Here is a 24,102-nt window from a genome sequence, read left to right as displayed (position 1 = left end):
GCGCCTCTAGGCTAAAGAGTCGTCCTGCAACAGCGGGGCGACAAGGTCGGCTCCGCTGGCACGGTTGGAATTGACCGCGCGACCGACCCGGTGCCACCCCAGCAGATCATCTGCTGCGGGTCCCATCAGTGTCGCCGCGCCTTTTCCACGCTCGCCCAGCCATAGCGGCCAATCCTCTTGTGCAACAATGACAGGCATTCTGTGATGGATTGCCTGCATAGGCGCGTTTGCGCCGGTTGTGACAATGGTGCAGGTCATCTGTGAAACACCGTCTTGCCCCCGCCAGTCCTGCCAGACCGCAGCCAGAGCCAAGGCCCCACCATCCCGACGGGTGATATACCACGGATCGCGCCCACCCTCGCCGTCCTTGGTCCATTCATAAAACCCACTTGCAATGATCAGCCCGCGCCGGGTGCGCGCCGCCGTGCGAAACGCAGGTTTGTCGGCCAGTGTCTCAGCGCGCGCATTGATCAACAAAGGTCCGCCCGACGGCTCCTTGTACCAACGTGGAATGAACCCCCAGCGCATGGCGCGCAGCTTGCGGCCGCCCAGCCCGTCACTGGTGACAATCGACACTGGATCAGTGGGACAGACGTTATACTCCGGCACCTGGGGCAGATCATTCGCTGGTGCCGCCGCAAACAGCTGGGCCATTGCGTCGGGCGGCAGGGTCACCGCCATTCGTCCGCACATGAATGATTTCTCCTGCAACGTCGCGCTTTGTTCGGATCAGGACACGCAATATCACTGTAAAGGTCAAGCATTTCTGCGCTGAACCGGCAGCATGTCACGATGCGCTCGCCGCCGGTGCGCGTTTGCACCCCAAGGGATCAGTCAAAAGCCGCCAGTACGGCCTTGATCACCACCGCCTGATCTGCCCTGCGCTGATCCCCGCCGCCCTCGCAGATAAAGGCATCCTCTGGCTCTTCAGCTTTCAGAATGGCAAACCCACCTGGTTTGCAAATGCCCAGAAAATCGAAATGCGACAGATTTTCCGGTTCCATATAGGTCACAAATTGCGCCGGCACTGCAGCCCGCAAGGCGCGGGATTCGACATCCAGATCGACATCTGACTGGCCTTTCGGCGCACCAATCACCAGCAAGGGCCGCGTGATGGCATTCAGGCTGGCGGTCGAGAATGTCTGTGTCGCCCCGAGATCGAAAACCGCAAACCCCTTGATCCGTGGATCAGATAAATCGGCCTGCATCGCCTCTGCGTCCTCTGGAGTCTTGGCAATCTGCCACAGGTCCATCAGGCCACAAACCATTGCCGCCGGCTGTGCGGCACAAAACCCTGCCACCTTGGGCGCGTCAAACCGCCCCCCGGCCAGCGCCACCGCCGTCATCCCGCCCAGAGAATGCCCGGCCATGTAAATCCGGTCGGGATCAATCAAGGCGCGCATCTCGGGATCGGCCAGCGCATGGTCAATGACCCGGCTGACATCATCGGGACGGTCCCACATCTGGCGCGCCTGATCGGGGTCGCGCATCCAGCTTGAGGTGCCCGGGTGATGAACCGCCGCAACCACAAACCCCTCTTGCGCCAGCGCATCAGCCAGCCAGTTCTGGTTGCGTGCATTGCCGTACATCCCATGTGAAAGCACCACAAAGGGATGTTTGCCGGCCTGCGGTTCCGCATCCTTGATGGCCCGAATTCCCTGCCAGACGGCATTGGCATGTTGTTGCGTGGCTGGCGCGCTCTCTTCGGTCGGATACCAGATGTAACCCTCCAAGGGCCGGTCACTGCGCGCATCGTTGATCGCAAGGTCCGCCATACCTGTGCGCACCTCAGAGGCCAGCGCACTATTGGCGGTTAAGGCGAGGCCAAGGGCCGCAATATGCAAAATGTTCTTCATGTCCTGTGTTCCTTTCTCGGGTATTGATGCCTTCGAGATTGCGAAGGTCGGCCCAAAAAACAACGGCTTGAGGCGGTAAACCCTGTCCTCTATCACGATCAAGGACAGGCCGCGCGTAAAGGAGGACAGGTTTGGATACGCAAATGCTCTCGGTTCCCTTGCCAATCCTCGCCGCACTTCTCTGCGCAGTGATCGCCCCTTTGATGCTGCGTCTTGATCTGGGGCGGCGTATCTCGGGCGTCTTGTTCGCGCTGTTGTTCACCAGCTTTGCCCTGCAATCGCTACTGGTGGGAATGCGGTTCGGCTATGGGGTGGAACGGTTCATCACTTTTCAACGGGTGCTGCCGATGTCAGCCGGTCCTCTGCTGTACCTCGGTTTTCTGGCCCTGACGCTGGACGGCACGAGGTTTCGCCAACAGGCGCTGTTGCATCTGGGGGCTGCCTTTGGGCTGGCACTGGGCCTTGGGCTGTTCGCCAATATCTTTCGCGATTTTGATCTGGTGATCAGCGCCAGCTATCTGATCTATACCGCCTTGCTGGTTCGGCTGGCGCGCCGTGGCCCCGACAACCTGATCCATGCACGCCTTGATATTGCCCGCCCCGTAATCCGCTGGATTTACGGCGCGGTCGGCCTTCTGCTTGCCCTGTTGGTGCTGGATACGGCAATTGCCCTCAGTTTTGTCATGACCCGTGGGACAAACGCCCCTGCACTGGTGACCTTCGGCTCCGGTCTCCTGATCTTACTGTTACTTCTGATCCTGACCAGCATCCCGACACTCATGGCCCTGCAAAGGAACACAAAGGCCAAACCCGATCCCGCCGTGGAAGGTGAAGAGACCAAACTGGAAGCCGCCGCCCGCGCCCTGCTGGAACGCAGCCAGATCTACCTTGATCCCGACCTGACAGTACAACGCATCGCACGACGGCTCAGCGTGCCCGAGCGCAGCCTGTCAAATGCAATCAATTTCAGTCAGGGGATGAATGTGTCGCAATATGTGAACGGTTTCCGGCTGGCACATGCCGCCGGTTTACTGCGTGAAACCGAAGATTCCGTCGCCAAGGTCATGTCGCAATCAGGTTTCCTGACGCGCTCGAACTTCTACCGCGAATTCCAGCGCGTCTATGGCCAGTCACCCGCAAGCTATCGCGCAGAACACCCACCTAGGGGATAACAGCCCGACAACGTAGCAAGCGCAAAAAAACAAAACCGGACAGGCCGGTAAAGCGCTGTGTGAAGCTGCGTTGTCTTTTGACTGAAGAGACTTCCCTTACCGCAGCCAACCTTACCCGAAGAAAAAGGCGCACCCCTAGAGATGCGCCTGTTCAATTTAGCCGTAGCGGGGGATTACTTCACTGTTATCCGGCCGTCTGTGTAAGGCTTGTAAGGCGCATTTGCCGCGATGTATTCTGCTGTGACATCGGCCAGATCAGGCCCGAAGTCATAAGCATTGGCCGCCGATTTGAACATTTTGTAACCGTCACCACCATTGCGCACATAGTTGTTGGACACCACGCCATAGGTTTTGGCCGGATCAAGCGGCGCGCCGTTGATCATCACATCGCTGATCCGCGAACCGGCTTCCAGCTTGCCATCAAAGGCATAGGTCATGCCCGAAACCTGCGGGAACCGCCCGGCCCCTTCTTCAACCTGCGACACACCGTTTTCAAGCGCTTCAAGCAGGACCGCACCTGTCACTTCGAATGTTGACAAGGTGTTCTGGAACGGCAGCACGGTCAGGACCTCGCCCATGGTCACCTCGCCCGCCTCAATAGAGGCGCGGATGCCGCCACCATTCTGAAGCGCCACGTCGATGCCCTGATCCTTCACCCGGGCCAGCATCGCATCAGCAATCAGGTTGCCCATGGTGCATTCCATCGCACGACATACCGAACGGTCCCCGCCAATGGCCTCATCCGTTTGCGCCACAACCTTGTTGCGCAACTCTTCCAATGGTATGGCCAGCTCCTTCACCCGCGCAACCACTGCTTTGTCTTCAACGACAGAGGCATCCAGCAAAATGGGTTCGCCTGCGATCTCGCTCAGGTTGCCGGCATCATCAAAAGTGACATTCAGTTCACCCAGATATTTGCCATAGGCATAGGCCTGCACAATCGGCACGTCGTTAACCAACGTTGGATATGGCCCTGCCGCGCGATCGTTGGTGTTGCTGAGCAAGGTATGAGAGTGACCGCCAATAATCAGATCCACATCTGTTAATGCCTCGGCAAGCTCCATATCCTTGGGAAGCCCGACATGGGTTAGCAGAATAATTTTGTTGATCCCCTGTCCCGTCAGTGCATCAACCTCGGCCTGTGCCGCGTCTATGGCCGAAGAAAAAATCACACTCGCCCCGGGAGACGAGGTTTCAGCCGTGTCTTCGGCCAGCACGGAAACGATGCCGATCCGCTCGCCACCGACCTCCAGAATGGTGGATTTATCAATCTTGCCCGCCAACATGTTATTGCCGCTAACGTCGATGTTTGCGGAAATCACCGGAAAGCTCACCAGATCAAGAAAGGGTGCAAACCCTTCTGGCCCATCGTCAAATTCGTGGTTGCCAACAGCCATCGCGTCATAGTTCAGCTGTTCCATGAACTCTGCCGCCATGACACCGCCGTATTGCGTGTAAAACAACGAACCCTGAAATTGATCACCCGCATCAAGCAAAATCTGGTTTTCACCCCCACGGGCCCGCGCATCACCGATGGCCGTGATCATCCGCGCGATTCCGCCAAAACACTTGCCTTCGGTGTTGTCCTCAGCAGAGCAAGGCCCGTCATATTTGCTGATCGGATCGAACCGGTCATGGAAATCATTGGTGTGCAGGATTGTCAGTTTATAATCGGCTGCCGCCGCTCCGGCCATCAGGCCAAATGCTGCTACGCTTGTCAGGAATCGTTTCATCGGTTTTCCCCCAAATGGAATCTATGCAGCATGGTGGCCCCTGACCTTCTGCCTGTCAAAGAGGTAGTTGACACCACAGGCAAAGTTACCCGCCCTTGCCGGTTTAACAGGCGGTTCGCGGCTTGACGCTTGGATGTCGTACGGGCATCACCTCCACATGTTAATTTTCAAAATCTTTCGATCCGAAGAATGGCAGGTTCTGCGTGAAAAAGGCGAAACCGCTGGCGCGCCGATTGATCTCGCCGACGGCTATGTGCATTTCTCCACCGCCGATCAGGCACGTGAAACAGCCGCAAAACATTTTGCAGGCGCGCAGGATTTATTCCTGATTGCGGTGAATGCTGAAGCCGCAGGTGATGCATTGAAGTGGGAGGTCTCGCGCGGGGACGCGTTGTTCCCGCATCTTTACCGCACCATGCTGCTGGAAGATGTGGTTTGGGCTCAGCCCCTGCCGCTGGCTGACGGTCAGCACCAATTTCCCCCCGGTTTCGAAGAGGCAAGCCGATGACTCCCTATGTTGATCCGGACCGTGCCCAGTTCGAGGCCTTTAAAAATCTGGACCGTGACAGTGAATTGAACATGCTCAATCTGGTAAAGTTCAATGATCTGGCGAATTACCCCGGTGATCACGAACTGGCCCGCGACGGGCTGACGGGGGCCGAGGCCTATGGCCACTACGGGGCTGAGACTGCCGCGATACTTGAAAGTGTCGGCGGCAGTATCCTGTGGCGCGGCACCTTCGAGCTAACCCTGATCGGCCCTGCGCAAGAAAGCTGGGACGCGACATTCATTGCCCATTATCCCAACGCCCATGCGTTTCTGGCAATGGTGTCCAACCCCGACTACCAACGCGCCGTTGTTCACCGGCAGGCGGCGGTCAAAACCTCAAGGTTGATCCGCTGTCAGCCCGGCAGCCCGACAAGGGCTTTCGCATGAGCGCCGCGATGGAACGGCTGGGGCTGGCGGCCCTGCACCGCATTGATCCCGAAGCCGCCCATGGGTTGGCGATCCGCGCCCTGCGTCTGGGGTTGGTACCGTCGCCGGGGCCGGTAACCTCGGCCCGCCTTAAAACGACGCTGGCCGGGATAGACCTGCCCAATCCCATTGGCCTTGCCGCCGGTTTTGACAAGAACGCCACCGCCATCGCGCCGCTGTCACGCAGTGGTTTCGGGTTTATCGAGGTCGGAGCCGCAACACCGCTGCCACAACCGGGCAACCCCAAACCCCGGTTGTTCCGCCTGACCCGTGATCAGGCTGCGATTAACCGTTTCGGGTTCAACAACGAAGGCGCAGAAACAATTTGCACCCGTCTCGCCCAGCGCGGCGCAGGGGTGCCTGTGGGCCTGAACCTTGGCGCGAACAAGACCAGCACCGACCGTGCCGCCGATTTCGCCCGGGTCATGGAAGCCGCCCGCAACCATGTTGATTTCGCAACCGTCAACGTGTCCTCGCCCAACACAGAAAAGCTGCGTGATTTGCAGGGCAAGGCCGCGCTGGCCGCGCTGTTGGACGGTGTCATGGACGTGCGCGGTGCCACGCCTGTGTTCCTGAAAATTGCGCCCGATCTGACCGAGGCCGAAATCGCGGACGTCACTGATGTGGCCAATACGGCCGGTGTCTGCGCCATCATTGCCACCAATACGACGCTTGATCGCGCGGGTTTGCACAGCCCACATGCGACGCAGGCGGGCGGGCTGTCGGGTGCGCCGCTGTTTGAAAAATCCACCCGCGTTCTGGCACGCCTTTCAACGCTCACGGATATTCCTCTGGTTGGCGTGGGTGGCGTTGGTTCCGCCCAACAGGCCTATGGCAAAATCTGCGCTGGTGCATCTGCGGTGCAGCTCTACACCGCCTTGGTGTTCGGAGGCATGTCGCTGGTCACCCAGATCGTACAGGGGCTGGATGAGCTGTTGGCAGCAGACGGATTTGCCAATGTCGCAGATGCGGTGGGCAGCAAACGCGAGGACTGGTTATGATTACCCTCTGGCATAATCCGCGGTGTTCGAAATCACGCCAGACACTTGCGCTGATCGAAGCGGCAGGTGCCGAGGTGACCCCGCGCCTCTACCTGCAAGACGCACCAAGTCTTGCGGAAATCGAACAGATGCGCCGGGCCTTGGGCAATATCCCCGCCATCAAGATGATGCGCCCCGGTGAAAAGCTGTTCAAGGAACTAGAGCTGCGCAAAGACATGGGTGACGATGCCCTAGTGGCCGCAATGGCCGCGCACCCGATCCTGATCGAGCGCCCGATTGCCTGCAAAAACGGTCAGGCGGTCATCGGACGGCCACCCGAAGCGGTTGAGGTTATGCTGTAGCCGGCGCAGCCTGAACCGCGCGTTCCAGCGCCGGATAACGCAGACCCAGCGTAACGCCCCGCGCCACAAAAGAGATCAGCATCGCCCCCCACAGGCCATGATTGCCGAAGGCAGGCACCAACACCAGCACCGCAACCACAAAGACCACAAAGGACAGCGCCATCATATTGCGCATGTCGCGCGACCGTGTGGCACCGATAAAGATCCCGTCCAGCATAAAGGCCGCACAGGCCAGCACCGGCACCAGCAACATATAGGGCAGAAATACCCGCGCGCTTGCCTGTACCTCGGGGGCTTTGGCCATCAGATCAATGATCTGTGGACCGGTCAGCCAGAACGCAAAGGTAATCAAAAAGGACACGATAAAGGCCCAAAACGAGGCCAGCACAGCGCCCCGCCGCAGATCAGCAACTCGCCCTGCTCCGACCGCACGCCCCACAAGTGCCTCAGCGGCAAAAGCGAAACCATCCAGACCAAATGCGGTGATCATCAGGAATTGCAGCAAAACCTGATTGGCCGCCAGCGTCACATCCCCCATGTCTGAACCGATAAAAACGAACGACAGGAATATCGCCTCAAGCATGATTGAGCGCAGCAAAATATCCGTGTTCAACCGGATCATCCGCACCCAACGCGCGCGGCTGAAGACTTGAACCCAATTGCGCCAGCCCGGTGTCTGAAAGGCCGCGCGGCAGAACCAAAGCCCTACGGCCAACCCGCCCCATTCCGCCAGAAAGGTCGCAACCGCAACCCCCTGCACGCCCCAATCAAGGCCCAGCACAAACCACAAATCCAGTGCGATGTTCAGCCCGTTCATCCACAGCTGAATGACCAGCACGGCGCGGGTGCGTTCCTGCGCGATCAGCCAGCCAGTAATGGCGTAAATCGCTATTGCAGCCGGTGCCGACCAAATGCGAATTGCCATGTACTGACGGGCCAAGGTTTCCACCTCGGGCGACGCGGGCGAAACCAGAAAGGCCGCGCTGAACAGCGGGATTTGCAGCCCGATCACCACAAGCCCGGCACCCAGACCAATCAGCAAGCCGCGGGTCAACAGCGCGGTCACCTCGGCATGGTCATTGTCACCAGCGGCCTGCGCCGTCAGCCCCACGGTTCCCATACGCAAGAAACCGAAAAACCAATAGAACGCGGACAGGACAATTGCGCCAAGACCCACAGCCCCGATCGGCGCGGCAAGACCGATTTGGCCAACGACACCGGTATCAACTGCCCCCAAAATCGGGACTGTTGCATTTGAAATCACAATCGGCAGTGCAATGCGCAGCACCCGCTTGTGGCCAATCTCCCCCACCCCGCCGCTTGCGCGGGTGTCCATCTTAGCTGCTCCGTTTGGGCATGACAAAATGCCCCGTGGCCTGTGCAAACAGCCGGTCGCGGTTGTCCTGCCAGCCCTCCACATATACCGATGCGTACCGGCGCCCCGCGCGGGTGATCCGGGCACGGGCATAGGCATCACGCGGCAGGCCCGAGCGCAGGTAATCCACGGTAAAATCAATGGTTTTGGGCAAACGCGGCAAGGCGATATTGTCGATGTCGTCAATCTCCAACGCACCGCTTTCCATATCTTCCCAGATCATACCCCAGCTTAGCGATATGATTGCCGTTACCTCCAGAAACGCGGCTGTTGCACCGCCATGCAGGGCCGGCAGCAAGGGGTTACCGATCAGCTCGTCCTTGAACGGCATAATCGCCGTCAGCTCGTCGCCGCGCCGCTCAAAGGTGACGCCAAGGAAGTTGATATAGGGCACCCGCCCCACAAGCGCGCGCAACACGCTGTCACGCCGCTGTTTCACAATCTGCACAGGTTCAGGACGTTTGATCATTTGCCATTCCCCGCTGTGAAAGTGCCGGTGGCCATGGCAACGGGCACCTCTTCATCCTCGTCCATCGCAGTGGCACGCACAAAGGCGACAGAGCGTGTCACATGATAACAGGTTGCGCGCGCCTTGATGCGCTGGCCCGGTGTTGCCGCGCGCAGATATTCGATACGCAAATCAATTGTCGCCGTACCCGCAGGGTTACTGGGGTGGCTCATCACCGCAGCACCGCAACAGGTATCCAGCAAGGCCGAAACCGCGCCGCCATGCACCACGCCGGTGTCGGGGTCGCCAATAATGTCCTCGGAATAGGGCATCGAAATCGCTGCCGTGCCACTGTCGAGTTCTTCCAGCTCCATACCAAGTGCTTTGGCATGGGGCAGCGCCTGAATAAACTGGCTTGCCTGTTTCATCATATCTGCCATCTAGGGGGTCCTCTGGCCAAACTTGACCCTTTATCACGAGACGGAACGTAAAGGGCAAGGCCACCTGTTGCGCTCAGTTCCGCATCGGCCTACCTTATTGATTAAGGGAGATACGACCTATGGCAGACGACCGCCTGACCTTTAAGGAAATGTGCGCAAAATTCGATGTTACCCCCCGCACCTTGCGGTATTACGAGTATATCGAGCTTCTACATCCAGACCGCGAGGGCCGCTCAAGGTTCTATGGACCGCGTGAACGGGCCCGCATGACGCTGATCCTGCGCGCGCGTAAATTCGGCTTCCCGCTGGAAGTCACGCGGCAATGGCTGCTGATCTATGAAAACGAAGGCAAAGAAAGCCAAATGAAGGCATGGGTAAAGCTGGCGGATGAACAGCTTTCCGAACTGTCGGATCAACGTAGGCAACTGGATGAAGCCATTCTGGAACTGAAAGAGTTGCGCGACGGCACCGCGTTGGCGCTGAGCAAAGTCGACAGCTAGGCCCCGCCCCAGTCTGACGCTTTAACAACAGTCATTATAGTGTTTCGAGAAAAACTTGAATCACTTGCCCGCGGCCTCTCCCCTTGGTCGACGCGAAAAGGGGGGAGCGCGATGTCTCAATTTAAGCGCGAAACGATTTAAACCTCTGGTATGTTACGGCGGTGGCGATTGCACGCCCGCCGCACCCCGTTTTGGTGTAGCCTTTCTGCGGTGGCTAGGGTCAGGACCCTATATTCTTGCATTGCGACCGGAACGTGGTTCGGGTTAACCAGCAACCCCGAAAATCAAAAATCCCGGGAAGAAAAGAGTAAAAAGCGCCGTCTCAAAGACGCCGTCACGTCACCTTTGAAAGTGACGTGACGTAGGCGTTACGTCAACCTAGTGAGGTGTTGTAAGAATGCGAGAGACGTCACACTTCGCATCTGACAGCGCCACGATGTACCCATGTGATGAGAGTAAAACGAAATGACCAGTGAATTGATGACAATCCGCCAGATGTGCGACACCTTCGACGTTACACCGCGTACCTTGCGGTTCTACGAGGCAAAGGAACTGTTGTTCCCGATCCGCGAAGGCCAAAAGCGCCTGTTTACCAATCGGGACCGCGCACGCCTCAAGCTGATTTTGCGCGGCAAGCGGTTTGGCTTCAGCCTCGAAGAGATTCGCCAGCTGTTGAACCTGTACCACCGTGGCGACCAGCAAAAGACCCAGATCACCCGTGCATTGGACATTGCACGTGACCGTTTGACTGAAATGCTGGCCCAGCGCGAAGACCTCGACGCCGCCATCAACGACCTGAAAGAACAACTGAAATGGGGAGAAAAAATGATGACCTCCCTTAACCAGAAACCCAGCATGGCGGAGTAACACCTGCGCCAGCTTCTGCCAGATATTTTTGACCCCGGGAGAACCTCATGCCGACATATACAGCCCCCACTAAAGATATGCAGTTCGTGCTGCACGATGTATTGAATATCAGCGAGGCCGGCACTCCCGGATACGAGGATCTGGAGCGGGATTTCACCTCTGCCATTCTGGAAGAAGCCGGCAAGCTTACCTCCGAAGTCATTGCACCGCTGAACGCTGTCGGTGACACTGAAGGGTGTAAATTGGAGAACGGTGTTGTCACAACGCCAACAGGGTTCAAAGACGCGTTCGAACAGGTCAAGGAAGGTGGCTGGACCGGTCTGGACATGCCAGAACAGTATGGCGGCCAAAACATGCCGCAGGTCATCGGGTCTGCCGTCGGGGAAATGTTCTCGGCAGCAAATCAGGCCTTTACCATGTATCAGGGTCTGACCCATGGGGCGGCTTCGGCGATCCTTGCCCACGGCACGGAACAGCAAAAAGAGACTTTCCTGCCCAAGATGGTTGCCTGTGACTGGACCGGCACGATGAACCTGACCGAACCCCACTGCGGGACTGACCTGGGCCTGATGCGCACCAAAGCCGCACCACAGGCGGATGGCTCTTACAAGATCACTGGCCAGAAGATCTTTATCTCCTCGGGTGAGCACGACATGGCCGACAACATCATTCATCTGGTGCTGGCCAAGATCGAAGGCGGCCCTGAAGGGATCAAAGGCGTGTCCCTGTTTATCGTTCCCAAGTTCATGGTGAACGAGGACGGCTCCCTTGGTGCGCGCAACGGGGCAAGTGTAGGCTCCATCGAGGAAAAGATGGGCATCCACGGCAACTCGACCTGCGTGATGAACTATGACGAGGCCACGGGTTACCTGCTGGGCGACGAACACAAAGGCATGCGTGCCATGTTCACCATGATGAACGAGGCCCGTCTGGGTGTCGGCATGCAGGGTCTGGCACAGGCCGATGTGGCCTATCAGAACGCTGTGATCTACGCCAACGACCGCCTTCAGGGGCGTGCCGTGACCGGGGCCGAAGCACCGGAGAAAGCCGCCGACCCGCTGATCGTGCATCCTGACGTCCGCCGCTCCCTGATGGAACAAAAATCATTTATTGAAGGTGCCCGTGCCTTCATCCTTTGGGGTGCTACGCTGATCGACGCCGCGCATCGCTCGGATGACAAAGACGCGGACGGTCTGGTGTCCCTTCTCACCCCGGTGATCAAAGGGTTCCTGACCGATGTCGGCTATGACATGACCGTAAAGGCGCAACAGGTTTACGGCGGCCACGGCTATATTGAGGAATGGGGCATGTCCCAGTTCACCCGTGATGCCCGGATTGCGATGATCTATGAAGGTGCAAACGGTGTTCAGGCGCTGGACCTTGTGGGTCGCAAACTGGCACAGGACGGCGGTAAACATGTCATGGCCTTCTTTGATCTGGTGAAATCCTTCTGCAAGGACAACGCAGGCAAAGACGAAGGGTTCGACAAAGAGTTCATCGAACCTTTGAAAGCCGCCAGCAAAGACCTGCAAAGTGCCGGCATGTTCTTCATGCAGAACGGCATGAAGAATCCGAACCACGCTTTGGCCGGCTCCAACGACTTTATGCATATGTTCGGCCACGTCTGCCTGGGTCTGATGTGGGCCAAAATGGGCCTTGCCGCCCGCGCCGAACTGGCAAACGGCACCGGCGACGCCGCGTTCTATGAAACCAAGCTGGCCACCGGTCGTTTCTATATGGCACGCCAACTGCCGGCCACAGCCCTGCACCTGACACGCATCCAGACCGGTGCGGATACAGTGATGGCTTTGGACGCAGCCAACTTCTAAGGTGACGGTCGGGCAGTTTTGCCCGACCAACCCAACCACCGGAGAGACCCCGTGCCCAAACGCTTCCGCCTGACCCGCCGTTTTCCCGTCGCCATGACCGAAGACGGATATCGCCGCCTGAAGAAATTTAGCGCGGATGCCGGTTTGGACGAAGGCGAGGCCCTGTCCTTTCTGTTCGAAAATTTTGCCAGCGTCACCAACGAAGAGAACCTGACCGCACGACTGCGGCTGTTCAACGCAGAGCTGGAAGACCGCAAACGTTAAAGTACCTTTGGAAGGCGACGTTATGACCGACGCGACCCCCACACCATCCAGCTGGATGACGCAAGAGCATCAGATGCTCGCCGAAATGACGGCAAATTTCATCAATTCCGAATGGGCCCCGAAATTCGAAAAGTGGCGCAAACAATCGGAAATGGACCGCGACACATGGCAAGAAGCCGGCGCGCTTGGCCTGCTCTGTGCATCCATCCCCGAGGAATACGGCGGTGCCGGTGGTGATTTCGGCCACGAGGCCGCAATCTATATCGAGGCCGCCCGGGCCAATCTGGCCAGCTGGGGCAACGGTATCCACTCGGGCATCGTGGCGCATTACATCCTTGCATACGGCACGGAAGATCAGAAAAAGCGCTGGCTGCCGAAAATGGTCTCCGGTGAAATGGTCGGTGCCCTTGCGATGACGGAACCCTCCACCGGATCAGATGTGCAAAACATCAAAACCAAAGCCATCCGCGAGGGCAATGCCTACCGTTTGTCGGGGCAGAAGACCTTTATCACCAACGGCCAGCACGCCAACCTGATTATCGTCGCCGCAAAAACCAACCCCGCCGAAGGCTCCAAGGGGGTTTCGCTTGTTGTCGTCGAAACCGATGGCGCAGCCGGGTTCCAGCGCGGTCGCAACCTTGAGAAAATCGGCAAACACGCGTCGGACACCTCCGAGCTGTTTTTCGACAACGTTGAAATTCCGCCGGAAAACATCCTTGGCCAAGAAGAGGGCCAAGGGTTTTACCAGATGATGCAACAACTGCCACAAGAGCGACTGATCATTGCCTGTGAAGCGGTTGGTGCAATGGAAGGCGCAGTTGAACGCACAATCCAATACTGCAAGGAACGCGAAGCTTTTGGCGGGCCGCTGACCCAGTTTCAGAACACCCGTTTCAAGCTGGCCGAATGCAAAACCAAAACCACAGTCGCGCGGGCCTTCCTTGACCAGTGCATGGCGGAACACCTGCGCGGCGAACTGACAGTAGATCGCGCGGCAATGGCGAAATACTGGCTGACCGACACTCAGGGCGAAGTGCTGGACGACTGCCTGCAACTGCACGGTGGCTATGGCTTTATGCAGGAATATGCCATTGGCGAAATGTGGACCGACGCAAGGGTCCAGCGCATATATGGTGGGACCAACGAAATCATGAAGGAGTTGATTGCGCGCAACCTCTGATGTCCACTTTGGATGCGGCTGTGGGATTGAGTTTATTGGCAAGATGAAGCCGATCCCGCCCGCACCAACATTCATGTGATGCAAGACATTAGCAATCCGGCTTCATCTTGCTCTTAAACTCATCACGGGGCTTGCCCCGTTCCCAAGATTAACAAAAGGACCAGTCATATGACGATTAAGCTCCACTGCTTCGGCGAATCCGGCAATGCCTATAAGGCAGCTCTGGCTTTACAGCTTTCCGGTCTCGACTGGGAACCGGTCAAGGTTGATTTCTTCGGCGGTGAAACCCGCACGCCGGAATATCGCGCCTCGGTCAACGCCATGGGCGAGGCTCCGGTAATGATTGATGGTGAGCTCCGGTTAACCCAATCCGGCGTTATTCAGGATTATGTCTCGGAGAAATCCGGCCACTTCGGTGGAAAGAGCCCTGAAGAGCGCCGCGAAATCCTACGCTGGGTGTTGTGGGATAATCACAAGCTCAGCTCTATGGCCGGCATGACCCGTTTTTTGATGAATTTCCTGCCAGAGGATAAGCGCCCGCAAGAGGTCATCGCATTTAACAAGAGCCGTTTGCAAGCGGCCTACAGCGTGCTGAACGACCACTTGGAAGGGCGCGACTGGATTGTCGGCGACGGGATCACCAACGCTGATCTGTCCTGCTGCGGATATCTCTACTATCCAGAACCTTTCGGCTTTGACCGCAGCGCATTCCCCAACATTGATGCCTGGCTCACACGTCTCTCGGCAGAGTCCGGCTGGAAAACCCCTTACGATCTGATGCCGGGCTCGCCCGCTGACCGCGCACAGTAAACAACAGCGCCTAAACCTGTCGCCGGCTGTCCATTGCTACCGGCGCGGCGCACCAAACATTTTCCCGCTTTGCCGGGTTGAATTGAATAACTGGAGGACCACCATGACCGAAGCCTATATCTATGATGCCATCCGCACGCCGCGTGGCAAGGGCCGCAAAGACGGCGCATTGCACGAGGTAACTTCCCTGCGGCTGTCTGCCCAGACCCTGAATGCGATGAAGGAGCGCAACAACCTGACCGGCCATGCGGTTGAGGATGTGATCTGGGGTAACGTCACCCAGGTAATGGAAAACGGCGGGTGCCTTGCCCGTTCCGCGGTTCTGGCCTCCGACCTTGACGAACGCATTCCGGGCCTTGCGATCAACCGTTTCTGTGCATCCGGCATGGAAGCTGTGAATCTTGCCGCCAACCAGGTCAAAGGCGGGGCCGGCATGGCCTATATCGCCGGTGGCGTCGAAATGATGGGCCGTGTGGCGATGGGCAGCGATGGCGCCGCTATTGCCGTAGACCCTTCGATTGCCATGGAGCAGTATTTCGTCCCGCAGGGCATTTCGGCTGATATCATCGCCACCGAATACGGCTTTACCCGTAATGACGCCGACCTTCTTGCCGTTGCTTCGCAACAGCGCGCCGAAATGGCGTGGAAAGAGGGCCGCTTCAAAAACTCCGTGATCACCATCACCGATCAGAACGGTCTGAGCATTCTGGATCACGACGAATACATGCGTCCGCAGACCGACATGCAAAGCCTCGGCAGCCTTTCTCCGGCGTTTCAGGCCATGGGCGAAGTCATGCCCGGCTTCGACAAAGTCGCCATGCTGAAGTATCCGCATCTGGAAAAGATCAATCACATCCACCACGCGGGCAACTCCTCCGGTATTGTAGACGGTGCCGCTGCTGTGCTGATCGGCAACAAGGAATTCGGCGAGAAATATGGCCTGAAACCCCGCGCCCGCATCCGTGCAAACGCGAAAATCGGTACCGATCCGACGATCATGCTGACTGGCCCTGTCCCCGTCACCGAAAAAATCCTTGCCGAAAATGGCATGACCATCAACGACATTGACCTGTTCGAAGTGAACGAGGCCTTTGCCGCTGTGGTCATGCGCTTTATGCAGGCCTTTGATGTGGATCACGACAAGGTCAACGTGAATGGCGGCTCTATCGCCATGGGTCACCCCCTGGGCGCGACCGGCGCAATGATCATCGGCACGCTGCTGGACGAACTTGAGCGGGCAGACAAAGAAGTCGGCCTTGCGACCCTGTGCATCGCCTCTGGCATGGGTGCCGCAACCATCATCGAGCGGGTGTAATGGGGACGCATCCCTTTCACGCCGTGGCTGATCTTGCAACCCGTCAAGGCATGGACCAGCTGGTTCTTAAGGTCGCCAATGGCGGTGACTATGTCCGGCTGGTGCAGCAAAAGCCCCCCCTGTTCTTTAAATACAAGGCCGATCCAAGTGACCCTTTGGACCGTGCCGATCTTTACAACTTCAAGCGCCTGACCCTCAGCGAGGAAGATTGCAGCAACGGACCAGAGGCCACACTGGCCCTGATCAGGATGTTGCTCGACAAATTCGCCGATTTTCAGCCCAAGCGCTAAACCAAAATTCCTGATTAGGGAGACGATAAATGACCGATTTTACAATGAAAACTGACGCCGACGGCGTTGCCATCATCACATGGGATGTCGCTGATAAATCCATGAATGTGATGTCCATCGAAGGGCTGACCCAGCTGGAGGCGCATGTCGATGCGGCCCTTGCCGACGACGCCGTCAAAGGCATCGTGATCACCTCTGGCAAAGAGGGATCTTTTGCTGGCGGCATGGACCTGAACCTGCTGGCAAAAATGCGCGAGGACGCAGGCGACAATCCAGCCAAGGGCCTGTTCGAAGGCACCATGAAGATGCACCACCTGCTGCGTAAGATCGAACGCGCTGGTATGGACCCCAAGACCAACAAAGGCGGCAAGCCGATCGCGAGCGCCCTGCCCGGTACAGCTGCGGGCATCGGTCTGGAACTGCCGCTAGCGACACACCGCATCTTCTGTGCCGACAACCCCAAAGCGCGCATCGGCCTGCCGGAAATCATGGTCGGCATCTTCCCCGGTGCTGGCGGCACCACCCGCCTGTCCTTCAAACTGGGCGCGATGACCGCATCCTCCTTCCTGCTGGAAGGCAAAATGGTCGCCCCGGCCGCCGCCGCCAAGGCCGGCCTGATCGACGAAGTGGTTACTGATCCACTGGCCGCAGCCAAGGAGTGGGTGCTGAACGCCAAAGATGCCGATCTGGTGAAACCCTGGGATGCCAAAGGGTATAAAATGCCCGGTGGCGCGCCATACCACCCTGCCGGTTTCATGACCTTCGTGGGGGCAAGCGCGATGATCAACGGCAAGACCAAAGGGGCCTTCCCCGCGGCCAAGGCGCTGTTGTCAGCCGTCTATGAAGGCGCATTGGTGCCCTTTGACACGGCCCTCAAGATCGAAGCACGCTGGTTCACTTCCGTGCTGCTCAACCCCTCCTCCTCCGCGATGATCCGCTCGCTGTTCCTGAACAAGGAAGCGCTGGAAAAAGGCGCGGTACGTCCTGCGGGCGTGGCTGACCAGCGCGTCAAGAAACTGGGCGTTTTGGGTGCCGGTATGATGGGTGCGGGCATTGCGCTTGTTTCCGTACAGGCCGGTATCGAAGTGGTGCTGATTGACCGTGATCAAGCGGCAGCGGACAAAGGCAAAGCCTATGCCGAGGCCTATTTCGACAAGGGCATCGCCCGTAAGAAAGGCACCGTCGAAAAGAAAGAGGCGGCATTGGCCCTGATCAACGCCACCCCTGATCTGGACGCGCTCAAGGGCTGCGATCTGATCATCGAAGCGGTGTTCGAAGACCCCAAGGTCAAAGCCGAGATGACCCAGAAAGTCGAAGCCGTGATCCCCGAGGATTGCATCTTTGCCTCCAACACTTCGACCCTGCCAATTACAGAGCTTGCCAAAGCATCCAGCCGTCAGGAACAGTTCATCGGCATTCACTTCTTCAGCCCGGTCGAACGCATGGCTTTGGTGGAAATCATCAAAGGCAAAGAAACCGGTGATCGTGCAGTGGCCAAGGCGCTCGACTATGTGCGTCAAATCCGCAAGACGCCGATCGTGGTCAATGACGCGCGCTTCTTCTATGCCAACCGCTGCATCATCCCTTATGGCGGCGAAGCGAACCGCATGATCACCGAAGGTGTTGCACCGGTTCTGATCGACAATGCCGCGCAAATGCTTGGCTTCCCCGTCGGTCCGGTACAGCTGGGTGACGAAACCTCGATTGATCTGGCCACCAAGATCATGCGCGCCACCAAGGCGGCGATGGGCAACGCCTATCCAGCGTCCGAAGCTGACGATCTGATTGTCTGGATGGAAGACGAGGGCCGCTTGGGCCGTAAAGCCAAGGCGGGATACTTCGATTATGACGAAAAGGGCAAACGTCTGGGCTATTGGAAAGGCGTACATGACCGCTATCCGCTGGCCGAAGTGCAGCCTGATCTGCAAGAAGTGCAGGACCGTCTGATGTTTGTGCAGGTGCTGGAAGCGGTGCGCGCATTGGAAGAAGGCGTATTGATGGACATCCGTGAAGGTGACGTCGGCGCGATCCTTGGCTGGGGTTTTGCCCCCTCAACAGGTGGCCCTTTCTCATGGCTCGACATGATCGGCACCCCCTACGCCGCCGAACGCTGTGACCAGCTGGAAGCCAAGTTTGGCGAGCGGTTCAAATGCCCTGACCTGCTGCGCGAGATGGCGGCAAAAGGCCAGTCTTTCTATGGCCGTTTCGGCGATGAAGCCGCAGCCGCCTGAACCGGCAATATATGATCATCGAAAAGGGGCGCTTCGGCGTCCCTTTTTACGTTACAAGAGACAGTTGCACAAAAGGGAACATTGCCCCCGGCGCGGTCTTAATCGCGATACGCCGGAACGTCTCGAAAATGGAATGATGGTTTTGCACACACGTCAGCTACGGCAGGTCTCAACCACCCGCAGCACGTGAAGATCAGGGCCCAAGCCCTTTTCCTGCCAAATAAAAACGCCGCCTTACTTTTTATCGCGGGCGGCTTTTTCTTCTTTGGTCAATTTGTTGTTCCACTGGTTATTGCTCAGCCCCAGTTCCGCCTTTGGCGGTTTGGTCTTTCCGACGCTGACTTTGCCACCCTTGTTCAGGTATTCCTGAATAAGCGCGTCATCCGTGGTTTCTTTTTTCACTTGTTTCATACCTCGACCCTACCGCCTGCACGTGCTGCGGGCAATTGCTGGTTTGCCGTCGATTACGCTATTCTGCGCCGCACACACAGCGGACCACCGTTGCTCTACTCCGGCCCGAACCCATAGCCAAAGCGGGCGATGTCTTCGGCACAGCACGCGGCAACAGTTTCGCGCATCGCCTGTGAATAATAGGCGCGATAATCCTCACCTCGCGCCGAGCGATTTTCCCACGGCATCACCAGTCTGAACCCCAAATGCGCCTCAAGCGCCGCTGCGTCCTGCTCAAAATGCTCAAGCCGGATGTAGCAGTTTGCCCGTTCTACCCCGTTCACATCCGTCATATAGCGCGACGCAGGCCAGTTGCGTTGCGCAGTCTGGGTTGCGCGGTCGGCCAGAAACCCCTCGAATGTCTGCGCCTTGGCCAAGGTGACGGCAGGATGGTCAAACCCCTGTTCACGCAGCCAATGATAATAACTGACCAGACGATCCCACGGGTTGCGCACCAAGGTAAAGGTGAACATCTGCGCAATCTCATCAACGCGAACCAACCCGTCGATGTCTGCCAATCCCGAATGCTTCCAAAGCCGCCCAGAGGTTGCGATGCCCCTGATCTTTTTGCGCCGCTTGACCGCCTTTGGTGTATCGCCCAGCATGATATCATCCTTCATCGCGCGATCTTCCAGTGCCAGTGCCAGCGAGGTGCCGCCGGTCTTGGGAACATGCACAAAGATGTAAGACCGCCCGCGACTGATGATCATTCTGCCTGCTCCTGCGACGTGCTGCGCAAGGCGATCACGGCCCCCGCGATGGCGATAAGCGCCATACCCGTCAGGGCCAACGGCGACACCGTCTGCCCCCACAAAACCCATGCCCAAAAGCTGGCAAAAACCAGCAGCGAATATTCAAACACCGCCACATGGCTGGCCTCGCCCAGCTGATAGCCGCGAAAGATCAACGCAATCCCGATCAACGAGCCGACCGCCTGTACCACGAACCAGAACAACATCGCTCCGTCCAACGGCCCCCATGACCGCAGCACAAACCCCGCGTGCCCCACAGGCGCATCTGCGTTCACCACAAATATTCCGATCACCCCGAAAACACCCAACATACCAAAGAATCCCGCCGTCAGCGACAGGGTGCTTTCCCCTTCGCACCACGCGCGCGTGGCAACAGCACCCACCGCATAAAACAATCCCGCAATCACCGGTAAAAACGCCACCGGATCAAGGGCTGCCGGATCAGGCTGGATCACCATCACAGCCCCGACGAAACCAAAGATCACAGCCGCCCAGCGAAAAATGCCCACCGGCTTTCCCTGAAACAAGATCGAGATCAGCACGACAAACAAAGGAGAGGTAAACAGCCCCGCCACCACCACGCCGATCGGCAGCACCGACAGGCAGCCGAAATAAATCAACATCGCGCTGGCCGGAAAAAAGCTGCGGGCAAGGACCGCCAATGGCCTGTTCATCCGGAAACTGCCAAACCCTAAGGCCACAAAACCGACAAGGACCACCAAAACCAGCAGCGAACGGACAAAATGGAATTGCCACAGCGATCCGCGTTCCGAGATGAAGGGCACGAAGTTATCGGTCAGCCCCAGCGCCGCCATACCCGCCAGCACCGATGCAGCTGCGAGTCCCGAATTGGTGCTTTGGCTGCTCATGCAAGACCTCATTTATTCTGGGCCTTTGCCTTTGGCCTGCCCACCCGTTGGCGCGAAAAATCAGCGCTTTGTCTGCACAGAACTGCACCCCTTGGTCGAAGTAAAGGAGCAGCGGGTGAAAATCACTCTTCCAAAACAGTCTAGCCCCCGCAATACTCGGTTTCTCACAAGAGTTGTCACGCGGGGGAGACGAACACATGGGATGGATGGCAAACGAAACCGGGCTGGACAAATGTGCCGCAAACTACGTGCCGCTCTCGCCACTCTCGCACCTGCGTCGTGCCGCCAGCGTCTTTGCCGAACGTACCGCCGTTATCCATCAGGATCACCGTGTCACCTATGCGCAATACTACGAGCGCTGCACCCGCCTTGCCTCGGCCCTATCGGCCATGGGGATCAAAGCTGGCGATGTCGTGGCCACCTTGCTGCCAAATACCCCTGCACAGGCCGAAGCACATTTTGGCGTGCCCGCCTGCGGGGCGGTGCTGAACACCATCAACATGCGGCTGGATGTGGCCACAGTGGCCTATATCTTTGATCACGGCGAGGCCAAGGCATTGCTGGTCGACACCGAATTCATGCCCCTTGCCGAGGCGGCCATTACCGCAATGGAAGGGCCCGCGCCCCGCATCATTGAAGTGACCGATACAGCCTTCCCGGCCACGGGCCGCTATCCCACTTACGAGGACTTGCTGGCCAAGGCCGATCCGGCCTTTGACTGGGTCATGCCACAGGACGAATGGGAAAGCCTTGCCCTTAACTATACGTCGGGCACCACCGGACGCCCCAAGGGTGTCGTCTATCACCATCGCGGGGCCTATCTGATGACCATGGGCACAGTGATATCCTGGCGCATGGTCCTGCATCCGGTGTTCATGCAGATCGTGCCGCTGTTTCACTGCAATGGCTGGAACCACACGTGGATGATGCCGCTGATCGGCGGCACGCTGGTATGTTGCCGCGACATCACGGCAGCCAATATTTATAACGCCATCGCTGACGAGGGGGTCACCCATTTCGGCGGGGCGCCGATTGTCCTCAACATGCTGGTAAACGCCACCGAGGCAGAGCGCCGCCCCTTTGATCACACTGTCGAAGTCTTTACCGCCGGCGCGCCGCCTGCCCCCGCAACCCTGACCAAGATCGAACAACTGGGCTTTAACATCACGCAGGTTTACGGGCTGACCGAAACCTATGGCCATGTCACCGAATGCATCTGGAAGGCCGAAGACTGGGACGCGCTGGATACCGCTGGACGCGCCGCCGTCAAAGCCCGTCAGGGGGTCGCCATGCCGATGATGGATCACATTACCGTCGCCGATACCGAGGTGGCACAAACGCCCATGGACGGCAGCACACAGGGCGAAATTGTGATCCGTGGCAATTCGGTGATGAAAGGGTATTTCAAAAACCCCGAAGCCACCGCCGAAGCCTTTAAAGGCGGGTACTTCCATTCCGGTGATCTGGCCGTGCAGCACCCTGACGGCTATATCCAGATTGCCGACCGCGCCAAGGACATCATCATTTCGGGAGGCGAAAACATTTCAAGCGTCGAAGTCGAGGGCGTTTTAATGGGCCACCCGGACGTTAACCTTGCTGCCGTGGTTGCCAAACCGGATGACAAATGGGGCGAAGTACCCTGCGCCTTTGTCGAGCTGAAACCAGCAGCCACCGCCGATGCGGCCACGCTGATTGCCTTTGCCCGCGAAACGCTTGCCGGATTCAAAACCCCTAAACATGTGGTGTTTCAGGAGCTTCCCAAAACCTCTACCGGCAAGATCCAGAAACACGAGCTGCGCAAAATCTCTGCCGATCTCTAGGCTGAAGAGCGGGGCATCAGGTTCTTTTCATAACGCCAGCAGGCGACGCCCATCGGCCCGCCTGCAGTCTCCACAAAATATTCCTGCGTCGCCGCACGGCTCCAGCCACTCTTTTCATAAAACCGCGCAGCACGGTCATTGCCGACGGCACAGGCCAGCCAAGCCACACGCCCGTCCAGCCCCTCTTCGGCATGGGCCATCAAGGTGCTTGCCACCCCGGTACCCCGAAAACCTGCATCAACATAAAACTGATACAGCTCGTCCCCCTCCAGCATATGAAAACCGGCAATCTGGCCCCCGACCTCCAGCAAGGTCGTGTGTGAAATGCGCCCCGCCGTCCGTGTTTCGAACTCCTCAAGGGTGCGCGTCACCACCAACGCCTTGGGCACATGGGCGGCATGTCCTGCGTGCCAGCCTGCGTGCCACATCGCAGCGACAGCCAGTGTGTCCTCGATTTGTGCTGAACGAAACTGCATCTGCATCCCCTGCCATCCCGGCGCTTGCACCATTGCCCCGCCCCTGCCAGATGCTACACTATAAAAAAATCAAAAGGCCAGCAGCACCCCCGTGACCGCTCTGACAAAATACGCAAGGCTTGAGGCAACCGCCCTGTGGCGCCCGACCCCCGATGAACAACGCCGCGAGGTGATTGTCTCTATTGGCGAAGCGACACTGGTAGTGATCGACAATAACGAAAAGCCGCTTGCCCATTGGTCGCTTGCCGCTGTGGAACGGGCCAACCCCGGCGTCATTCCTGCCATTTTCCACCCCGACGGCGACCCCGGTGAAACACTGGAATTGCCCGAAGGCGAGGCCGAGATGACAGAGGCCATCGAGACCCTGCGCAAAGCCATCGAAAAGACCCGCCCGCGCCCAGGCCGTCTGCGCTGGATCGGCATGGCGGCATCGGTGCTGGTGGTGATCTGGATTGCCGCCTTCTGGCTGCCCGGTGCAATGCAGGATCACACCTTGAAGGTTGTGCCCAAGGCCAAACGCGTTGCCATCGGACAGGCCCTGCTCAAACGCATCGAGCGGGTGTCAGGGCCGGTCTGTGCCGATGCCGCCGGTCGGGCGGCCCTTGATCTGCTGTCTCAGCGGTTGCAGGCCGGGAAAGTGGCTGTGCTGCCCAATATGACCCAAGACATCCTGCATGTGCCCGGTGATCTGATCCTGCTAAACCGCAGTGTCATCGAGGATTTTGAAGAACCCGATGTCGCCGCCGGTTTCATCGTCACCGAGCAGACTCGCCGCGACGCCACCGATCCGCTGCGCGATTTGCTGAAAGTTGTGGGCATACGCGAGAATTTCCGTCTTCTGACCACAGGCGATGTCGCCCCCCAAGCGCTTGATATTTATGCGAAACATCTAATGACAACGCCACCGGCCAAGGCCAAGATCAGCCGCCAGATAGTGCGCTTTGAACAAGTGGCCCTGCGCAGCACGCCTTATGCCTATGCCCGCGACATCACCGGTGAAACCACCCTGAAACTGATCGAGGGCGACCCGATGAATGGCAAGCTGACAGAGCCTTTGATGTCGGATGCCAACTGGCTGCGGTTACAATCCATCTGCGGCGGTTGAGCC

Annotated in this window: 26 protein-coding genes; 16 read left to right on the top strand and 10 right to left on the bottom strand. The window is 58.1% G+C overall.

The window, feature by feature from the left end:
* Window positions 1–6 precede the first annotated feature (6 nt).
* Both HKX44_RS14910 and HKX44_RS14905 read right to left on the bottom strand, forming a co-directional pair.
* Window positions 7–693 carry an SOS response-associated peptidase gene (locus HKX44_RS14910; RefSeq protein ID WP_276152156.1) on the bottom strand — a complete coding sequence of 229 codons (687 nt, stop codon included), beginning with the start codon at window positions 691–693 and terminating at the stop codon, window positions 7–9.
* 137 nt (window positions 694–830) lie between these two features.
* On the bottom strand, window positions 831–1,856 hold the full coding sequence (locus HKX44_RS14905) for an alpha/beta fold hydrolase (protein ID WP_276152155.1): 1,026 nt from the start codon (window positions 1,854–1,856) through the stop codon (window positions 831–833).
* A 131-nt stretch (window positions 1,857–1,987) separates the two neighbouring features.
* Here HKX44_RS14905 and HKX44_RS14900 point away from each other — a divergent pair, with 131 nt between their 5' ends.
* Entirely contained in the window at window positions 1,988–3,028 is a 1,041-nt protein-coding gene (locus tag HKX44_RS14900) for an AraC family transcriptional regulator (protein WP_276152154.1), read from the top strand.
* 173 nt (window positions 3,029–3,201) lie between these two features.
* Here HKX44_RS14900 and HKX44_RS14895 read toward each other — a convergent pair whose 3' ends face one another.
* Entirely contained in the window at window positions 3,202–4,761 is a 1,560-nt protein-coding gene (locus HKX44_RS14895) for a bifunctional metallophosphatase/5'-nucleotidase (RefSeq protein ID WP_276152153.1), read from the bottom strand.
* Between the two features lie 157 nt (window positions 4,762–4,918).
* Here HKX44_RS14895 and HKX44_RS14890 point away from each other — a divergent pair, with 157 nt between their 5' ends.
* Genes HKX44_RS14890 through arsC form a run of 4 tightly spaced genes read left to right on the top strand, consistent with a single transcriptional unit; the run spans window position 4,919 to window position 7,078 of the window.
* On the top strand, window positions 4,919–5,269 hold the full coding sequence (locus tag HKX44_RS14890; protein WP_276152152.1) for a DUF952 domain-containing protein: 351 nt from the start codon (window positions 4,919–4,921) through the stop codon (window positions 5,267–5,269).
* Window positions 5,266–5,697 (top strand): DUF1330 domain-containing protein, encoded by a 432-nt coding sequence (locus HKX44_RS14885; protein ID WP_276152151.1) that lies wholly within the window; start codon window positions 5,266–5,268, stop codon window positions 5,695–5,697. Before HKX44_RS14890 ends, HKX44_RS14885 begins: the two co-directional genes overlap by 4 nt.
* On the top strand, window positions 5,694–6,737 hold the full coding sequence (locus HKX44_RS14880; protein ID WP_276152150.1) for a quinone-dependent dihydroorotate dehydrogenase: 1,044 nt from the start codon (window positions 5,694–5,696) through the stop codon (window positions 6,735–6,737). The genes HKX44_RS14885 and HKX44_RS14880 overlap by 4 nt, the downstream gene beginning before the upstream one ends.
* Window positions 6,734–7,078 (top strand): arsenate reductase (glutaredoxin), encoded by a 345-nt coding sequence (arsC, locus tag HKX44_RS14875; protein ID WP_276152149.1) that lies wholly within the window; start codon window positions 6,734–6,736, stop codon window positions 7,076–7,078. The genes HKX44_RS14880 and arsC overlap by 4 nt, the downstream gene beginning before the upstream one ends.
* On the opposite strand, the gene HKX44_RS14870 is transcribed toward arsC, so the two are convergent.
* Genes HKX44_RS14870 through HKX44_RS14860 form a run of 3 tightly spaced genes read right to left on the bottom strand, consistent with a single transcriptional unit; the run spans window position 7,068 to window position 9,341 of the window.
* On the bottom strand, window positions 7,068–8,414 hold the full coding sequence (locus HKX44_RS14870; RefSeq protein WP_276152148.1) for an MATE family efflux transporter: 1,347 nt from the start codon (window positions 8,412–8,414) through the stop codon (window positions 7,068–7,070). The two genes, arsC and HKX44_RS14870, sit on opposite strands and share 11 nt — an antisense overlap.
* Before the next feature lies 1 nt (window position 8,415).
* Complete coding sequence (locus HKX44_RS14865) at window positions 8,416–8,922, bottom strand: PaaI family thioesterase (RefSeq protein WP_276152147.1); 507 nt, start codon at window positions 8,920–8,922, stop codon at window positions 8,416–8,418.
* Complete coding sequence (locus HKX44_RS14860; RefSeq protein ID WP_276152146.1) at window positions 8,919–9,341, bottom strand: PaaI family thioesterase; 423 nt, start codon at window positions 9,339–9,341, stop codon at window positions 8,919–8,921. Before HKX44_RS14860 ends, HKX44_RS14865 begins: the two co-directional genes overlap by 4 nt.
* 119 nt (window positions 9,342–9,460) lie before the next feature.
* Here HKX44_RS14860 and HKX44_RS14855 point away from each other — a divergent pair, with 119 nt between their 5' ends.
* The 9 genes from HKX44_RS14855 to HKX44_RS14815 all read left to right on the top strand — a co-directional run bounded on the left by HKX44_RS14855 (window position 9,461) and on the right by HKX44_RS14815 (window position 18,627).
* Window positions 9,461–9,841, top strand: coding sequence for a MerR family DNA-binding transcriptional regulator (locus HKX44_RS14855; RefSeq protein ID WP_276153228.1), 381 nt, complete (start codon window positions 9,461–9,463; stop codon window positions 9,839–9,841).
* A gap of 465 nt (window positions 9,842–10,306) precedes the next feature.
* On the top strand, window positions 10,307–10,708 hold the full coding sequence (locus HKX44_RS14850) for a MerR family DNA-binding transcriptional regulator (RefSeq protein ID WP_276152145.1): 402 nt from the start codon (window positions 10,307–10,309) through the stop codon (window positions 10,706–10,708).
* Between the two features lie 47 nt (window positions 10,709–10,755).
* Window positions 10,756–12,537, top strand: coding sequence for an acyl-CoA dehydrogenase C-terminal domain-containing protein (locus HKX44_RS14845; RefSeq protein WP_276152144.1), 1,782 nt, complete (start codon window positions 10,756–10,758; stop codon window positions 12,535–12,537).
* Between the two features lie 51 nt (window positions 12,538–12,588).
* Window positions 12,589–12,801, top strand: a complete 213-nt coding sequence (locus HKX44_RS14840; protein WP_276152143.1) for a hypothetical protein — start codon at window positions 12,589–12,591, stop codon at window positions 12,799–12,801.
* 22 nt (window positions 12,802–12,823) lie between these two features.
* A complete protein-coding gene (locus HKX44_RS14835) occupies window positions 12,824–13,981 on the top strand; it encodes an acyl-CoA dehydrogenase family protein (RefSeq protein WP_276152142.1) in 1,158 nt (385 codons plus the stop codon).
* A 168-nt stretch (window positions 13,982–14,149) separates the two neighbouring features.
* The gene (locus HKX44_RS14830; protein ID WP_276152141.1) at window positions 14,150–14,791 is read left to right on the top strand and encodes a glutathione S-transferase; all 642 of its coding nucleotides are present in this window, start codon (window positions 14,150–14,152) and stop codon (window positions 14,789–14,791) included.
* Window positions 14,792–14,894: 103 nt separating this feature from the next.
* Complete coding sequence (locus HKX44_RS14825) at window positions 14,895–16,106, top strand: acetyl-CoA C-acetyltransferase (protein WP_276152140.1); 1,212 nt, start codon at window positions 14,895–14,897, stop codon at window positions 16,104–16,106.
* Window positions 16,106–16,396, top strand: a complete 291-nt coding sequence (locus HKX44_RS14820; protein ID WP_276153141.1) for an acetyl-CoA acetyltransferase — start codon at window positions 16,106–16,108, stop codon at window positions 16,394–16,396. The genes HKX44_RS14825 and HKX44_RS14820 overlap by 1 nt, the downstream gene beginning before the upstream one ends.
* Window positions 16,397–16,425: 29 nt before the next feature.
* On the top strand, window positions 16,426–18,627 hold the full coding sequence (locus HKX44_RS14815; protein ID WP_276152138.1) for a 3-hydroxyacyl-CoA dehydrogenase NAD-binding domain-containing protein: 2,202 nt from the start codon (window positions 16,426–16,428) through the stop codon (window positions 18,625–18,627).
* Between the two features lie 234 nt (window positions 18,628–18,861).
* Here HKX44_RS14815 and HKX44_RS14810 read toward each other — a convergent pair whose 3' ends face one another.
* The 3 genes from HKX44_RS14810 to HKX44_RS14800 all read right to left on the bottom strand — a co-directional run bounded on the left by HKX44_RS14810 (window position 18,862) and on the right by HKX44_RS14800 (window position 20,698).
* A complete protein-coding gene (locus HKX44_RS14810; protein ID WP_276152137.1) occupies window positions 18,862–19,038 on the bottom strand; it encodes a hypothetical protein in 177 nt (58 codons plus the stop codon).
* A 95-nt stretch (window positions 19,039–19,133) separates the two neighbouring features.
* Complete coding sequence (locus HKX44_RS14805) at window positions 19,134–19,787, bottom strand: sulfotransferase family 2 domain-containing protein (RefSeq protein WP_276152136.1); 654 nt, start codon at window positions 19,785–19,787, stop codon at window positions 19,134–19,136.
* The gene (locus tag HKX44_RS14800) at window positions 19,784–20,698 is read right to left on the bottom strand and encodes a DMT family transporter (RefSeq protein WP_276152135.1); all 915 of its coding nucleotides are present in this window, start codon (window positions 20,696–20,698) and stop codon (window positions 19,784–19,786) included. The genes HKX44_RS14805 and HKX44_RS14800 overlap by 4 nt, the downstream gene beginning before the upstream one ends.
* A gap of 197 nt (window positions 20,699–20,895) precedes the next feature.
* Between HKX44_RS14800 and HKX44_RS14795 the strand changes: the two genes are divergently transcribed.
* The gene (locus tag HKX44_RS14795) at window positions 20,896–22,518 is read left to right on the top strand and encodes an AMP-binding protein (protein ID WP_276152134.1); all 1,623 of its coding nucleotides are present in this window, start codon (window positions 20,896–20,898) and stop codon (window positions 22,516–22,518) included.
* Here the strand turns inward: HKX44_RS14795 and HKX44_RS14790 are convergent.
* Entirely contained in the window at window positions 22,515–22,994 is a 480-nt protein-coding gene (locus tag HKX44_RS14790; protein ID WP_276152133.1) for a GNAT family N-acetyltransferase, read from the bottom strand. The two genes, HKX44_RS14795 and HKX44_RS14790, sit on opposite strands and share 4 nt — an antisense overlap.
* A gap of 91 nt (window positions 22,995–23,085) precedes the next feature.
* On the opposite strand from HKX44_RS14790, the gene HKX44_RS14785 reads away from it, so the two are divergent.
* Window positions 23,086–24,099, top strand: coding sequence for a hypothetical protein (locus tag HKX44_RS14785; RefSeq protein ID WP_276152132.1), 1,014 nt, complete (start codon window positions 23,086–23,088; stop codon window positions 24,097–24,099).
* Window positions 24,100–24,102 lie beyond the last annotated feature (3 nt).

The sequence above is a fragment of the Sulfitobacter sp. M05 genome (assembly GCF_029285175.1).
Lineage (GTDB): Bacteria > Pseudomonadota > Alphaproteobacteria > Rhodobacterales > Rhodobacteraceae > Sulfitobacter.
The sequence above is the reverse complement of the archived record's forward strand: the minus strand, read 5'-3'. Positions and strand labels throughout refer to the sequence as shown.